Origin of the sequence: Burkholderia sp. LFS061, from assembly GCF_047978125.1 — a bacterium.
Classification (GTDB): Bacteria; Pseudomonadota; Gammaproteobacteria; order Burkholderiales; family Burkholderiaceae; genus Burkholderia; species Burkholderia pyrrocinia_C.
On record NZ_JBFPFS010000005.1, the window covers coordinates 203,721 to 218,790 of the forward strand.

General features: G+C 67.8%; 6 protein-coding genes. 2 read left to right on the top strand and 4 right to left on the bottom strand.

Translation table 11 applies throughout. From position 1 onward, the window contains the following. Positions 1-45: 45 nt before the first annotated feature. The 3 genes from ACNQQL_RS06635 to ACNQQL_RS06645 all read right to left on the bottom strand — a co-directional run bounded on the left by ACNQQL_RS06635 (position 46) and on the right by ACNQQL_RS06645 (position 9,565). On the bottom strand, positions 46-264 hold the full coding sequence (locus ACNQQL_RS06635; RefSeq protein ID WP_072439846.1) for a glycine zipper 2TM domain-containing protein: 219 nt from the start codon (positions 262-264) through the stop codon (positions 46-48). A 161-nt stretch (positions 265-425) separates the two neighbouring features. Beyond that, a complete protein-coding gene (locus ACNQQL_RS06640; protein WP_347063626.1) occupies positions 426-9,062 on the bottom strand; it encodes a GH36-type glycosyl hydrolase domain-containing protein in 8,637 nt (2,878 codons plus the stop codon). 50 nt (positions 9,063-9,112) lie between these two features. Continuing rightward, positions 9,113-9,565 (bottom strand): type II toxin-antitoxin system HicB family antitoxin, encoded by a 453-nt coding sequence (locus ACNQQL_RS06645; RefSeq protein WP_416392544.1) that lies wholly within the window; start codon positions 9,563-9,565, stop codon positions 9,113-9,115. 594 nt (positions 9,566-10,159) lie between these two features. Here ACNQQL_RS06645 and ACNQQL_RS06650 point away from each other — a divergent pair. Further along, positions 10,160-11,530 (top strand): MFS transporter, encoded by a 1,371-nt coding sequence (locus tag ACNQQL_RS06650; RefSeq protein WP_347063628.1) that lies wholly within the window; start codon positions 10,160-10,162, stop codon positions 11,528-11,530. Between the two features lie 19 nt (positions 11,531-11,549). Here the strand turns inward: ACNQQL_RS06650 and ACNQQL_RS06655 are convergent, their stop codons facing one another. Further along, positions 11,550-14,309, bottom strand: a complete 2,760-nt coding sequence (locus tag ACNQQL_RS06655) for a UPF0182 family protein (protein WP_347063629.1) — start codon at positions 14,307-14,309, stop codon at positions 11,550-11,552. Positions 14,310-14,635: 326 nt separating this feature from the next. Here ACNQQL_RS06655 and ACNQQL_RS06660 point away from each other — a divergent pair, with 326 nt between their 5' ends. After that, positions 14,636-15,055 (top strand): DUF1810 domain-containing protein, encoded by a 420-nt coding sequence (locus ACNQQL_RS06660; protein WP_347063630.1) that lies wholly within the window; start codon positions 14,636-14,638, stop codon positions 15,053-15,055. Positions 15,056-15,070 lie beyond the last annotated feature (15 nt).

Below are 15,070 nucleotides of genomic sequence, written 5' to 3' on the forward strand. Positions count from 1 at the left end.
TCGTGACGGCGCGTGCGCGTGCCGATTCCCTGCCCTTCGGCCGGCCTATTTCCCGACCTGATTGCCGACCACCCCGCCGACGGCCGCGCCGCCAACCGTGCCCAACGCACTGCCGCCCGTCAGGACCGCACCGGCGACGCCGCCGACACCCGCCCCGATCACCGTATCCGTTCCGCGGCGAGACATACCGCCGCAACCTGCCAGCACGACAATCGCCATCGTGACTATCGCCATCTCGACTGCCACTGAATGTAGCTTTCTCATGATCATCTCCTCGGGTTGCCGCTGCGCCGTCCGATCCGGCCCGACGCATGGAAGCCCATGCGCTGACGTCTCGATGGAATTCGAAACATCGGTTCATGATCGGACGTAATTCGCGCGCAGTCCGTCCGCTAACGTACCGGCCCGAGCGCCAACCTGCCACCTCACAGCAGCACCGCCTGTGCGGCCCCCAGCGTCACGACCACGCTGTGACGCCGACCGTCGTCCACGAGCCGCACCGCCGCTTCGCCGGCGGCGAGCCGCGCGCCATCCACGACGAGACGGGACACGCCGCTGCTGACGTTGCCCGGATTCTCGACGACGATGTCGTAGTGCGACGCCCCATGGCGCAACGTTGCCCTGAAGCCCGGCCAGGATCGCGGGATGCACGGTTGAATGGATAGCCTGTCGCCATGCCTGCGCAGGCCGAGCAGGCCTTCGACGCCCGCGCGATACAGCCAGCCCGCCGAACCGGTGTACCAGGTCCATCCGCCGCGACCGACATGCGGCGCGACCGAATAGACGTCGGCGGCGGCCACGTACGGCTCCACCCGATAGCGATTCGCGCCGCTGCGCGTGCGGCTGCGATTGACCGGATTGAGCATCGCGAACAGATTCGCGGCGCGATCGCCGTCGCCCATTTGCGCGAACGCAAGCACCGACCACGTGGCGGCATGCGTGTACTGGCCGCCGTTTTCCCGGATGCCCGGCGGATAGCCCTTGATATAGCCGGGATCGACCGGCGAACGATCGAACGGCGGCGCGAACAGCAACGCCAGGCCATCGTCGCGGCGGATCAGCCGCGCTTCCAGCGCGTCCATCGCCTGCGCGGCGCGCGCCGGGTCCGCCGCGCCCGACAGCACGCTCCACGACTGCGCAATCGCGTCGATCGAACATTCGGCGCTGCCGGCCGAGCCGAGCGGCGTACCGTCGTCGAAGTAGCCGCGCCGATACCACTCGCCATCCCATCCCGCATCGGCGAGCGCATCGCGCAACGCGCCGGCGCGCGTCAGCCAGCGCGCCGCCAGTTCGCCCAAGCCGCGCGCCGTGGCGAGCGGGGCGAACGCCGTGAGCGTTGCATGCAGGAACCACCCGAGCCAGACGCTTTCGCCCCGCCCGGCCTCGCCGACCCGGTTCATGCCGTCGTTCCAGTCTCCCGTGCCGATCAACGGCAGGCCATGCTCGCCGACATGCGCCAGACTGGACTCCAACCCGAGCACGCAATGCTCGAACAGCGAGGCGCTCGTTTCCGAGATGCGCGGAATGAAGAACGCGTCCTGCTCGTCGGCGGCCAGCGCCCGCCCGTCGATGAACGGGATCGACGCATCGAGAATCGCCCGGTCGCCGCTGACGTCGACGTAGTGCGCAACCGCATGGGCGAGCCAGACACGGTCGTCGGAGATTCGCGTGCGTACGCCGCTGCCGCTTTCCGACAGCCACCAGTGCTGCATGTCGCCGTCCGGAAACTGGCGCGCCGCCGCCCGCAGCAGATGCTCGCGCGTCAGGGCCGGGCGGGCGACCGCGAGCGCCATGCCGTCCTGCAGCTGGTCGCGAAAGCCGTACGCGCCGCTGGCCTGATAGAAGCCCGCACGCGCCCAGATCCGGCACGACAGCGTCTGGTACAGCAGCCAGCGGTTCAGCATCAGATCCATCGCACGGTCCGGCGTCTCGACCTGGAGCGCGCCGAGCGTCTCGTCCCAGAACGCCGTCACGGCGGCGAATATCGCGTCGAGATCCGCCTGACGGTAATGCTCGATCAACTGTCGCGCCGCCGCAGCATCGGCGCCTTCGCCGAGCAGCAAGACGATTTCGACGCTATCGCCGGGTTCGAGATCGACCGTGGTCTGCAACGCGGCACACGGGTCGAGCCCGGCGCCGACGCGGCCCGACAGCGGCGACGCGCCGATGCGGCCCGGGAAACCGGCGGGATCGCCCAGGACGCCATTGCGGCCGATGAACTCGCGCCGGTCCGCGCTCCAGGAAGTTTGCAGGCCGCACAGATCGGCGAACGCCACCCTGCCGCGATACGCCTGGCTCCAGTCGTTGCGGGCAAACAGCGCGCCGGTGGGCGGATCGATCTCGCTCGCGGTGTGCGGCGCCGCGACGCTGCGCGACGCGCCCAGCGCCCACTCCGCATAGGTTGCGACAGACAGCCGGCGGGGCCGGTCCGACAGGTTGCGCAAGGTCAGGCGGGAAATCTTGACGGGATCGGCCAGCGGCACGAACTGCAGCAATTCGACGGCGACCTCGGCGGCGGTATGCGCAAACCGGCTGTAGCCCTGGCCGTGACTCGCCACGAACGGGGTCGCACCCGGCACATCGTCGCCGATCGAGTTCGCCTGCGGCCCCCAGCGCATGCCGGTTTCGTCGTCGCGGACATAGAACACCTCGCCGGGCGGATCGGTGACCGGGTCGTTCGACCACGGCGTCAGCGGATGCTCGCGGCTGTTCGTCACCCAGGTATAGCCGCCCCCTTCCGCCGAGCTCAGGAAGCCGCACGACGGGTTCGCGACCACGTTGACCCACGGCATCGGCGTGCATTGACCGGGCTGCAGGATCACGACGTATTCGCGCCCGCCGCGCGCGAAACCGCCGATGCCGTTGAAGTATTCGAGACCGGCGCCGGCCTGCGCCCCCTTCGGCGGCAGTAACGCGGGCGGCGGCAGCGGCGGGCGCGCGGCATCCGCGCGGGCGGGCAGCGGTGAACCCGCGAGCCGTCGCAACTGGTCCACCAGCCGGCCGTTGCGCGCGGCGAGCACGGCTCGCGCGGCCGACGGAAACAGCGCGCGCGCCGCCGCCGCCATCAGGTCGTCGCGCAGCACGAAAATACTGCCGCGCCCGGCTTCGCCCGGCTGCTGCCGGGCCCGCACCAACCCCTCGAGCGCCGCCTGCAAATCCTGAACATACGACGACGCGCGCTGGTTGACGATGACCAGGTCGACCTCGAGCCGCTTCGTCCGCCAATACTCGTGCGCGCGGATCAGCTGCCGCACCATGGCGATGTGCTCGATGTCGTCGATCCGCACCAGCAGGATCGGCAGATCCCCCGATACGCCATGCGTCCATAGCGGCGACGCGCCTACGCCGCCCGCCGCCGACACCGCCGCCGCATGGCGCAGCAGTGCGGCGGAACCCGGCCGCATCGACGCATCGCTGTAGAGCATGTATCCGGCCAACTGCTGGAACAACGCGGCCTCGTCGAGGCTCACCGCGCTATGCCGCAATTGCACCTGCGCCTGGGTCCACGCGAGCATCGCAGCACGCGCGAACGATTCGCCGTCGCGATGCTTGTCGACCAGGTCGAGCAGCTGCGCGCGCGAATCCGCGACGATGGTCCAGTAGACGACGCTCGCCTTCGCGCCCGGCTCGATGCGCAGCCGCCGCCGCAACGTGAACGCCGCGTCCAGCACCGCGCCTTCGCAAGCGCCCAGCGCACGCCGTTCGGTCAGCGCAAGCGGCAGTCGAACGCCGCGCCCGCGCCCGATGAAGCGCAATCGATCGGTGTCGAATTCTTCCGCGCCGACGGTTTCGCCGGAAGTCACCGCCAGATGGGCGGCCCAGACCTCCGCCTCGTTCGGCGCGCGCTTGCGCCGCGTCGCCAGAATCGCGCCGGACGCCGGAACGTACTCGGTCTCGATGAACAGTTTCGAGAACGCGGGATGGGCGTGATCGGCGGCGGGCGGCGCGAGCACGATTTCCGCGTAGGACGTGAATTCGATCACGCGGGCCCGGGTGCCCGCATTGGCCACCGACACCCGCCGCACCTCCGCGTCGTCCTCGGCGGACACCACCACCTCGAGCGACGTCGTCAAGGTGCCGTCGCGACGAACGAACTCGGCGCGATCCTCGGTGAACGTCACTTCGTAGCTGTCCGGCACCACGCCGGTGGGCTGCCATGCGGCCGACCAGACGTCGCCGCTGTCGACGTCGCGCAGATACAGGTAGCTGCCCCAATCGTCGCGCGTCGCGTCTTCCCGCCAGCGCGTGACGGCCAGATCGTCGCGGCGGCTGTAGCCGGAGCCCGCGGCCGTGAGCATCACGGCGTAGCGGCCGTTGGACAGCAGATGCGTGACGGGCGCGGGATCGTCCGCCGACAGCACGCGCCGCGCGACGCCGGCATCGATGCCATGCATCCTGCCGGCCGGGCTCGCGTCGGCCCGCGGCCGCCCGGCCGCGACCCGGCCCGGTACCCGCTCCTGCAACAGCAGCTCGGTGGCGCGGACGGCCGGCTCGCCGTGGAAGAACGCGCGAATGCGCCCGCCCAGCAGCGCATTGGCGATCGACACGATCGACATGCCCTGGTGATGCGCCATGAACGCCCGCACGATGGCCACCGGCATGCCTTCCGGCACGCGCGCGGGCGTGTAGTCGAGCGCTTCGTAGAAGCCGAAGCGCCCGCACGCGCCAGCCGCGCGCAGCCGCTCGAAGTTGCGCGCGGCGGCGTCCGGCGCGACCATCGCCGCGAGCGCGGTCGCATAGGGCGCGACCACCAGATTCTGGTCGAGATCGCGCTTGAGCCCCAACTCCGGCACGCCGAAGCTCGAATACTGATAGGTCAGCTCGATGTCGCGCGTGTTGTACGCCGATTCCGACATGCCCCACGGCAGGCGCAGCCCGTCGCCATAGGCGATCTGCCGACGCACCACCAGGTGATTGGTACGCGCGAGCAGGCTGCTGTCCGGCGCGCGCATCACCAGCGACGGCATCAGGTATTCGAACATCGATCCCGACCACGAGATCAGCGCCGCGCCGTGCCCGATCGGCGTCGCCAGGCGGCCGAGCCGGAACCAGTGCCGCGCCGGGACATCGCCCTTCGCGATCGCGACGAAACTCGCCAGGCGGGCCTCCGACGCCAGCAGATCGTAGTTGCCCGGATCGAGCCGTCCGTCGGCCACCGCATAGCCGATCGACAGCAGATTCCGCACCGGGTCGAGCAGAAAGCCGAACTCCATCGCATAGGCCATCTGCAACGCGGTATCGGCCAGCGCATGAAGACGCTTGTTCAGCACGTCCGCTTCGTCCGGCGTGCGCGTCGCGTCGCGGCAATGCCCCTGCACCGCGTGCTCGAGCGCCTGCGCCCAGAACAGCACGTCGTCGACGTCGCCGCCCCGCACCCGGCCGACCTCGTCCATCAGCGCGCGCGCGACATCGGCGACCGTCGCGGCGAGGATCGTGATCGCAGGCCATTCCGCCGCGGCGCGGCCGTCCGCTGCACCGTCGTCTTCGGCCGCCGGTGCGGCGAGCGTCTCCTCCAGCTCGGTCGCAGCCCGCTCGAATTCGCCGTGCAAGGCCGTCCGGGCGTCGCCATCCCGACACACGGCCCTGCGCAACAGCGCCAGCGTATCGCCGACTCCTTCGTGCGCGGCCTGCCGCCCCACGCCGGCGGGCTGATTCGCCCACGCGCGGCAACCGTTGCCGAGCGCGATCAGGTGGCCGGCGAGATTGCCGCTGTCGACCGACGACACGTACCGCGGCTCGAGCGGCCGCAGGTCACGGGTGTCGTACCAGTTGTAGAAATGGCCGCGATAGCGCGACATCAGCCGCATCGTCGCGAGGGTCGCCTCCAGCCGCGACACCGCGTCCAGCGTGCCGAGCCAGCCGAACTCGCGGGCGCTGACGGCGGACAACAGGTACAGCCCGATATTGGTGGGCGAAGTCCGGTGCGCGCCAACGGGCTTCGGGTCCTCCTGGAAATTGTCCAGCGGCAGCATCTGATCGTCGGCCGTCACGAAAGTCTCGAAATAGCGCCAGGTCCGGCGCGCGTCGCGCCGCAGCTGGCGCGCATCGTGCGGCGCCACCGCCAGCTCGCCCGCCGGCCGCGGCGCGCGACTCAGCCAGTAGGCGATCGCGGGCGCCGCGAACCAGACCAGCGCGAACGGAGCGGCCAGCCAGCCCGCATGACGATCGAAGCGCCAGCCCGCCAGCAGGCTGGCGGCCGCGGCAAGCAGCGCGAGCGTCACGCCGCCGCGCATTTGCAGATAGGTGAGCGCCAGGGTCCGCCGGTCGCGCGCGCCGGCTTCGGCCGCCGTGGTCCATTCGAGCAGATGGCGACGGCTGATCCCCACGCGAAACAGCGTGCGCGCGATCGCGTCGCCCATCGACCATGCCTGCTGCGGCAGCATGACGATCGACAGGCCGAACCGCGTCAACGCGAACTGCAGCTCCGTCGACCACGCATGGAGCACGCTGCGCGTGGTCATCTTGACGTGCGTGCGCCGCCAGCGCGGCACCAGCCCGCTCAAGACGGGCAACAGGAACGGCAGCGCGATCGTCACCAGCACGAACGCGCTCCACGCGAGCGACACGGGCAGCGGCAGCATCCATCCGGCCAGCAGCGCGACCAGCATGGCGGGCGCAGTGAGCGTGCGGCGCAGGTTGTCCAGCATCTTCCAGCGGCCGACCGCCGTCAGCGGTTCGCGGCCGAAAATCAACCACGGCAGGAGTTGCCAGTCGCCGCGCGCCCATCGGTGCAGGCGTCCCGCCGCGACGTCGTAGCGGGACGGCGATGCTTCGACGACCTCGATATCCGACGCCAGCCCGGCCCGCGCGAATATGCCTTCGAACAGATCGTGACTGAGCACCGTGTTCTCCGGCACGCGGCCGGCGAGCACCGCCTCGAACGCATCGACGTCGTAGATGCCCTTGCCCGCATACGAGCCTTCGTCGAACAGGTCCTGATAGACATCCGATACGGCCGACACGTAAGGATCGATGCCGTGCGCGCTCGACGACACGCGCTGGAACAGCGAGCCCTCGTCGCCGCTCGCGAGGGACGAAGTCACGCGCGGCTGGAGCACGCCGTAGCCCTCGACGATGCGCCGGCTCGCCGAGTCGAATACCGGCCGGTTGAGCGGGTGCGCCATCTTGCCGACCAGGCGGCGCACGGTATCGCGCAGCAGCCGCGTATCGGCATCGAGCGTGATCACGTAGCGCACGTCCGGCGGCACGTGCGGCGGCCGGCCTTCCGGCGCGATGAACGACGTGTCCGACGCCCCGCGCAGCAACCGGTTCAGCTCGTGCAGCTTGCCGCGCTTGCGCTCCCAGCCCATCCAGCACCGTTCGCCGTCGTTCCACACGCGCTTGCGGTGCAGCAGCAGAAAACGCTCGCCTTCGCCCGGCGCCGCCGGATAGAGGCCATTCAACCGGTCGATGCCCGCCGCCGCGGATGCCAGCAGCCCGTCGTCGCTGTCGGCGTGCGGAGTGGGCGCGTCCACCCAGTCGGAGAGCAATGCGAAGTACAGCGCGCCGTTGGGGCTCGCCAGATGATGAATTTCCAGTTGCTCGATCTGCTCGGCGAGCGCCGCTTCCGTCGTCAGCAGCACCGGCACGGCGACCATCGTGCGCAGGCCCGGCGGGATGCCGTCGAGCAACGCGAGGCCGGGCAGGATGTTCGCGCCGACATCGCGCATCACGCTGCGATTGACGAGCGCGAGCGCGGCATCGAGCGCGGGCAGCAGGCCGGCCAGACCGAGCCAGATCAGCCAGTGGCCGGGCGGTTCGACGCGCGCGAGCCACGCCATCATGCCTGCCAGCAGCAGTGCGGCGATCAGCCCGGTACGGCCGAGATAACCGCCGAGACCGGCGTTGCGTGTCAGACGCCGCAGCCACAACGCAACGGGCGGCCGATAGCCGATCTCCGCTTCGAGCGCGGCGCGGCCGTCCGCCAGCAGGTAGTAACCGGGGTCCGTCTCGCGGCCCGGCACCGCGCCGGCGGCCGGCGCGCGGGCTGCCGCATCGGCGACGACGCGCCGGGCAATCTCGAGCTCGCTGACCGGCGCGCCGCGCGCAAGCGCTTCGACCGCGTCGCGATACAGGTTGCGCGTGGGGAAATCCATCTCCGCGAAGCCCGGGTGGCTGCGCAGCACCTGATCGACCAGGCTGATGCGCTCGAACAGATCGGTCCAGTCCACCTCCGAAATCAGCCGCATGCTGGTGATCACGTTGCGCACGGTCAGGCTGGCGGCGCCCTGCTGATGGTTGACGGACGCAACGATCTGGTCCGGCGTCGCGCCGCGCGCCGCCAGGTGCCGATGCAGCCACGCCAGTGCCGGCACGACGGCCGGATCGGGATCATGCAGCCGCTGAATCAGCTGCACCGCGAACGTATCGTGCAATACGGCCTGCTCATAACGGGCGACGAGCGGCGCCGTCTCCACCCGCGCCTGCCCGCCTTCGCCGAGCAGGCGATCCGCGAGCGCGTCGGCGTCGAGCCGCGCGCGCCGGTCGTCGATGATCTGATCCGCGAGCCGCCGCAGGTTTTCGATCAGCACGATCCGCAGCGTGATCGCCACCGCCCACAGTTCGCCGATCGTCAGCGGTTCCACGGCCTGATAGGCAAGCATGAAACGGCATAGCGCATCGGGATCGAAACGGCTGTCGGTATGGGCGACGAATGACCAGTTGATCCCGAACACGCGCGGATAACCGGCGAACGGGCCGTTGCTCAGTTTGGGCAGTTGCCGGTAATAGCGAGGGGAAAGATCGTCGCGGATCTGCCGCACCTGTTCCGCGACAAGATAGTAGTTGTCGAGCAGCCACTCCGCCGCGGGCGTGATTTCTTCTCCGCGCGCGTCCGCGGCCACCGTGTTCCGGTAGGCCTTCAGCAGATGATCCGCGTTGTCATTCAGCCGTGCGGCCAGCGAGGGGCCCGACGCCGCACCGGTCAACACCTTCTGCGCGCGAGCCAGGCTGCCCGCATGCTGCGCGAGTCGCTCGTCGCCGAAGAACTCCTCGCGAATCGGCCGGGCATTGCTCCATGGCGAGGTCCGGCGTCGCGAAACGCGCGCAACGTGAATCTTCAAGAGACGTCCTCCCAGATGGCCGCACCGCTCGGCCACGCGCGCCCGGGCCGTCAAACCGCTTCCGACAGCGATGTCGCGACGGGTTCGCCACGCAACCCGCCGTGCTGCGCGGACCGGTCGGCGGCGTGCTCGCACGCCATCGACACGAACTCATCGCGAGTCGTATGCAGCGCGCCCGCCGTCCGATCGATGTCGTGCACGATGCGCTTCGGCAGGCACAGCTCGATCCGCACGGAACTCGACGTCATCCGGGTCAGGTCGATGTCGAAGAAGCGCCAGATCCCGTCGCCGGCATCGACCGCCGACGCCTGCAATACGGACATGTCCGTGGTCGGCGGCGGAACGAGACGCGCGGACCGGTCATAACGGGCCATGACCCGTTGCGCGACGGCCGCCTGCAACTCGCCATACGAGTCGCCCTCCACATCGACTTCGGGAAAATCCGGAAGCGCGCCGCGATAGCGGGGATTCCCGTGCCGCGTGATATAGATCGGATATTTCATGGTCCGCTCCAGACAGAAGAATGCGACGAACGTCATCGTGCATCGCGACGGCCCGATGAGTCGGTACGCTGAAGAACAGTCTTCGGGGCAGGTTTCGTGGTGACTTGCCCGTCGCGCACGCACCGGGTCGCCGGATGCCGCGCGATCCCCGCGTGGCAAGGGCAACACGCCCGATCCACGTACGGCACCGTACCGATGATTTGCACGGCGATCGAGCGCGTTGCTCGCATCGGGCGCGTCGGCCTCCTCTGTTGCCGGCACGCCCGGGACGCCTCGGGATGCGGCGCGTTTCATCGCGCATGCGCCAGGTTATTGCGATCGAAGCGGAGCGTCACCGTGAATCCCGTCACACTCGTTCGATCTGCCGCGCTCATCCTCGCGACATTCGCCGTCGGCGCGTGGGGCTGCCTGTGTCTCGCGGCCCCAATGCGTCATCGTCGCGGTCCTCGTCGCGCTCGTGCTGTCCACGCGGGTCGCCGACGTCCGGCATAAGTTCGCAATCCTTCGGATTGGCAAGCTGCAGAGCGACTTGCCGGAACCAATCGCCGGGCGTATGGTTTATTTCTCTGTCGCCCTTTTCCGGGAGATATCAAAATGGCTGCCATGCAATCCGCGGCCACGCCCCTCTCCGACGAGGAAGCCCGGCGCCAGTTGCGCCGCGCCGTCATAGCCAGCACGATCGGCACCACGATCGAATGGTATGACTTTTTCCTCTACAGCACGGTCACCGGCCTGGTCTTCGCAAAGCTGTATTTCCCGCAGTCCCACCCTCTCGTCGGCACGCTGCAGGCGTTCCTGATCTATGCCGTCGGCTTTGTCGCGCGGCCGGTCGGCGCCGCGATCTTCGGCCACTACGGCGACCGCATCGGACGCAAGGCCACCCTGATCGTGACCCTGTTGCTGATGGGCCTCGCCACGTTCGCCGTGGCCTTCGTCCCGACCTACGCGACGATCGGCATCTGGGGCGCCGTTCTCCTCACGGTGCTGCGCTTCATCCAGGGCGTCGGCGTCGGCGGCGAATGGGGCGGCTCGGTCCTGATGTCGATGGAGTGGGCGCGCACCAATGCGCATCGCGGCTTCGTCGCGTCGTGGCCGCAGTTCGGCGTGCCGGCGGGATTGTTCCTCGCCAACCTCGCCGTGCTGGCCATGAGCTGGTTTTCCGGCAGCAGTTTCCTCGCGTGGGGCTGGCGCGTGCCGTTTTTCCTCAGCATCGTGCTGGTCGCGATCGGGCTCTATATCCGCCTGAATATTCTCGAGACGCCGATCTTCGCGAAGCTGCTGGCCGAGCGCCGGATCGAGAAGACGCCGATGCTCGAAGTGCTGCGCAAGCAGCCGAGGGATATCGTGCTGTCGGCGTTTGCGCGGATGGCCGAACAGGCGCCGTTCTATATCTTTACGGCGTTCGTGTTCACTTATGGGATCACGGCACTCGGCGTCACGCGCGAACTGCTGCTGACGGCGGTGCTGGTTGCATCCGTGGTCGAATTCGTCACCATCCCGCTGTTCGGGCACGTGTCGGATCTGATCGGACGGCGGCGGATGTACATGATCGGTGCGGCTGCCGTCGGTGTATTCGGATTCCTCTACTTCGCGATGGTCGACAGCCGGAATCCGGTATGGATCTTCGCGGCCATCGTGCTGTCGCTGGTCCCGCATTCGATGATGTACGGGCCGCAGGCTGCGTTGATTGCCGAGTCGTTTACCGGGCGGTTGCGATACAGCGGTGCGTCGATGGGTTATCAGCTCGCTTCGGTCATCGCAGGCGGCCCGGCACCGCTGATCGCGACGGCGCTGTTTGCCTACTACCACTCGGGGTATGCGATCGCGGTATACGTGCTGGTATGTGCGGTGCTGAGCCTGGTCGCCGCATCAAAGCTCGGGGATTACACGAACAAGGATATTTCGCGGGAATACGACGAAGCGCGGGATCTGGGGGATCATGGGCACGCGCCGCCGGTGACCTGACGGGTTGGCCGCGCGCCAATCACTTCTTGTTGTCCGCGCGAACGGCGCCCAGCGCTTCGAGCAACGGCCGGAGCGCATCGAGTTCCGCGCCGAAGCCGGCCCAGTCCCCCGCCTTCATCCGCTCGATCGCGCGGTCGTAATGGGCCAGCGCTTCGCGGGCGCGCGCATCCGCCGCGCCGCGGGCCGGCGCCGCCACCGGCCCCGGCCCCGTCTCCTTGAAGAGCGCCGCAAGCGCCTCGCTCAGGTTTTCCTCCATCACGACGCGGTCGCCGTAGGCCGCGATCACCCGCTTCAGCTCCGGCAATTGACCCGACGCCGCGCGCAGATAAAGCGGCGACACGTAAAGTATCGAGTTCTCGATCGGCACGACCACGAGATGGCCGCGGATCACGCGCGAGCCCATCTGGTTCCACAGCGAGATCTGCTGCGAGATGTCCGTGCTCTGCTGGATGCGCGCCTCGATCTGGTACGGCCCGTAGATCAGCTTGTCCTTGGGGAACGCGTAGACGATCAGCTTGCCATACCCGGGCGGATCGCAACGCGCGGCCAGCCACGCGATCATGTTCTCGCGCTGGCTCGGCACCATCGGCAGCATCAGCACGAAGCCGGCCTGCGCATCGCCGGGCAGCCTCATGATCGTGTAGTACGGCGCCATCTGCGCGTTCGCTGCGTCGCCCCCGTCGATATCGCCCAGCGCGCGAGGAAACTGCCAGAGGTCCTCGCGGTTATAGAACACTTCCGGCGCATCCATGTGATAAGCGCGGTAGAGGTTCGCCTGGATCAGGAACAGATCCTCGGGGTAGCGGATATGCTGTCGAAGATCCGGCGGCATCGCGTCGAGCGGCTTGAACATGCCGGGGAAGATGCGCGCGTAAGTCCGAACCAGCGGATCGGAAGGATCGCTGACGTAGAAGTCGACCGTGCCGTTGTACGCGTCGACCACCACCTTGACCGCGTTGCGAATGTAGTTGGCGCCGTCGCCGACTCCGGGCGGCGCATACGGAAACCAGCGGCTGGTCGTATAGGCGTCCTGCATCCAGAACAGGCGTCCGTTGCTTGCCACGACATACGGGTCGTGGTCCAGCGCGAGAAACGGCGCAATCGTGCGTATCCGGTCCCGGATGTTGCGGTGAAACAGGATCCTGCTGTCGTCCGTGATGTAGTGCGTCAGCAGGATGTTGGGATCGCCGAACTGCCATGCGAAGAGGCTGCGCCGCGCCGCGCCGCCGATTGCGACACCGTCGCGCCCGCTGTAGGACGTGTAGACGTTGCTGTCGCCCTTCGGGTAGTCGAATTCGGGCACGCTGCCCTTCACGATCACATAACCCTGCCCGCCTTCGCCAAAGTAGATGCGCGGTTCGTGGATCGCCGGCCCGCCGTCCGCGACCGGCGGAATGTCGCGCAGATACAGCGACGGCAGGCCTTCCGTGGATTTCTCGGTGACCGGCGACATCACGACGCCGTTGCCGTGGGTAAACAGCAGATGCAGGTTCACCCAGGTTCGGGCGTTCTCCGGCAGCATCGTCTGCTCCAGTTCGCGCGCCGACAGCATGACCTGCCGGTAGCCGGAGTCGAGCCGGTAGCGATCGATATCCACGGAGAAGAACTTGTAGTAAGTCCTGATCTCCTGCAACTGCGCATAGGTATCCATCAGCGGCTGCACATCCCACAGGCGGATGTTGTCGACGGTCGCGCGATTGGCCTGCAGCGCCGCGAGATTCAGGCCCTGCCCGGCCGCAAACGGCTTGACCTCGATCTGCGCGAGACCGTAAGCCTGCCTCGTCAACGCGATGTTGTGCTGGATATAGGGCGTCTCGAGCTGCAGCTCGCTCGGCTTGACGTAGAAGCGCTGGAACAGCGCGGGATAGACGATACCGAGCGCAAACGAAGTGCCGAACACCAGCAGCACCGCAGCGGCCGGCAGCCGATAGCCGGGCCGGCGCAGGTTGACCAGCATCGCAACGGCCGACGCAACGGCGAGGCCGACGAGCAGCCACAGCACCGGCAGCATCACGTGGACATCCGTATAGCCGGCGCCGACCACGACACCGTTGTTGTCGTAGAGCAGCAGAAAGCGTTCGAGCCACCAGGACCAGGCTTTCAGCAGGAAGAACAGCGCCAGCAGCGCCGAACCGTGAACGGCGGCAGCCGACGAAAGCCCCTTCCGCGGGCGCAGCATGATGTCGCCGCGCAGCCAGTAGACGCTGGCCGCGACGATCGCGCAGCAGACGACCACTTGCAGCAGCAGGTTCTTCAGTACGATCCAGACGGGCAGCGCGAACAGATAGAAGCCGATGTCCTTGCCGAAGATCGGATCGCGCGCGCCGAACGGCACCCGATGCAGAAAGCGCAGCGCGACATCCCAACTCGACATCGCACCGGCGGCGATCGCAAGCCCGAGGAAGACGGCACCCGCGGCGATGACCGCGCGCCATGGAACGCGCGATGCGACCTCCGCTGCGAGCGCCCGAAGGACATCCTCCGCACGCGTCGACGAAGCTTCCTCTACCTGCCAGACATCGACGGACCTTGCAAAACGATGCGCGAGCAACCCCGACGCGCCGATCGCGGCCGCCGACACGGCGAGCACCGCGACGAACAGCAGCACCCTCGCGGACAGGATCGTCCAAAAGACGCCGGCATAGCCGATCGACGAGAACCAGAGCCAGTCGACCAGGATACCGGTGATGCGCCCGATGACGATCAGGCACGCGACGACGACCGCAGCCATGATCCCATAGCGCCTCAGGCGCGAGACGGACGTTGCTTGCGAGCGCATCGAGGCTCCTTTGCCGGGCCGTCATGCGAGGCCGGCTGCGGCCGGATCGGGGGGTGCCGCCGATCCGTCGGTCAGGATCGCGGCCGGCCGCATGTCATGTCTGAATGCTACGCCGGTTGCCGGCACGTCGCCATCCAACGGCATGCGCGACGTCACTTGCGGGCGATCGATCGCAGTGCACTGCAGCAAATCCGATCGCTCCCACTCGCGGGACGCGATGCGAAGCCGGGTGAGCATACGGTCAACGGGGCGTTTGCACACCATCCGGGTCACGCTCACAATGAGTGCTCGGGCGGCTTTCCGCACCGGCACGGACGGAGGGCGAAATGGACGATCCCCATGATCTTCAGCGCTTTGTCGACGCACAGGATCCGGTGTATGCGCAGGTATGTGACGAGCTGAAGAACGGACACAAGCGAAGCCACTGGATGTGGTTCGTGTTTCCGCAGATCGAAGGGCTTGGCGACAGCGCGATGGCGCAACGGTATGCGATCATGACACTGGCCGAAGCCGTCGCGTATCTTCAGCATCCGCTGCTCGGCGAAAGGCTGCGGGAATGCACGCGGCTGGTCAATCAGGTCGAAGGCAGTTCGATCCAGACGATTTTCGGGTATCCGGATTACCTGAAATTCCGGTCGTCGGTCACGTTGTTCGCGCATGCGACTGCCGATAACGCGGTGTTCGTGGAGGCGCTCGAGAAATATTTCGGCGGTGAGGCCGATCACAGCACGCTCGCGAGAATCTAGGCGGTGTCGGGCCGA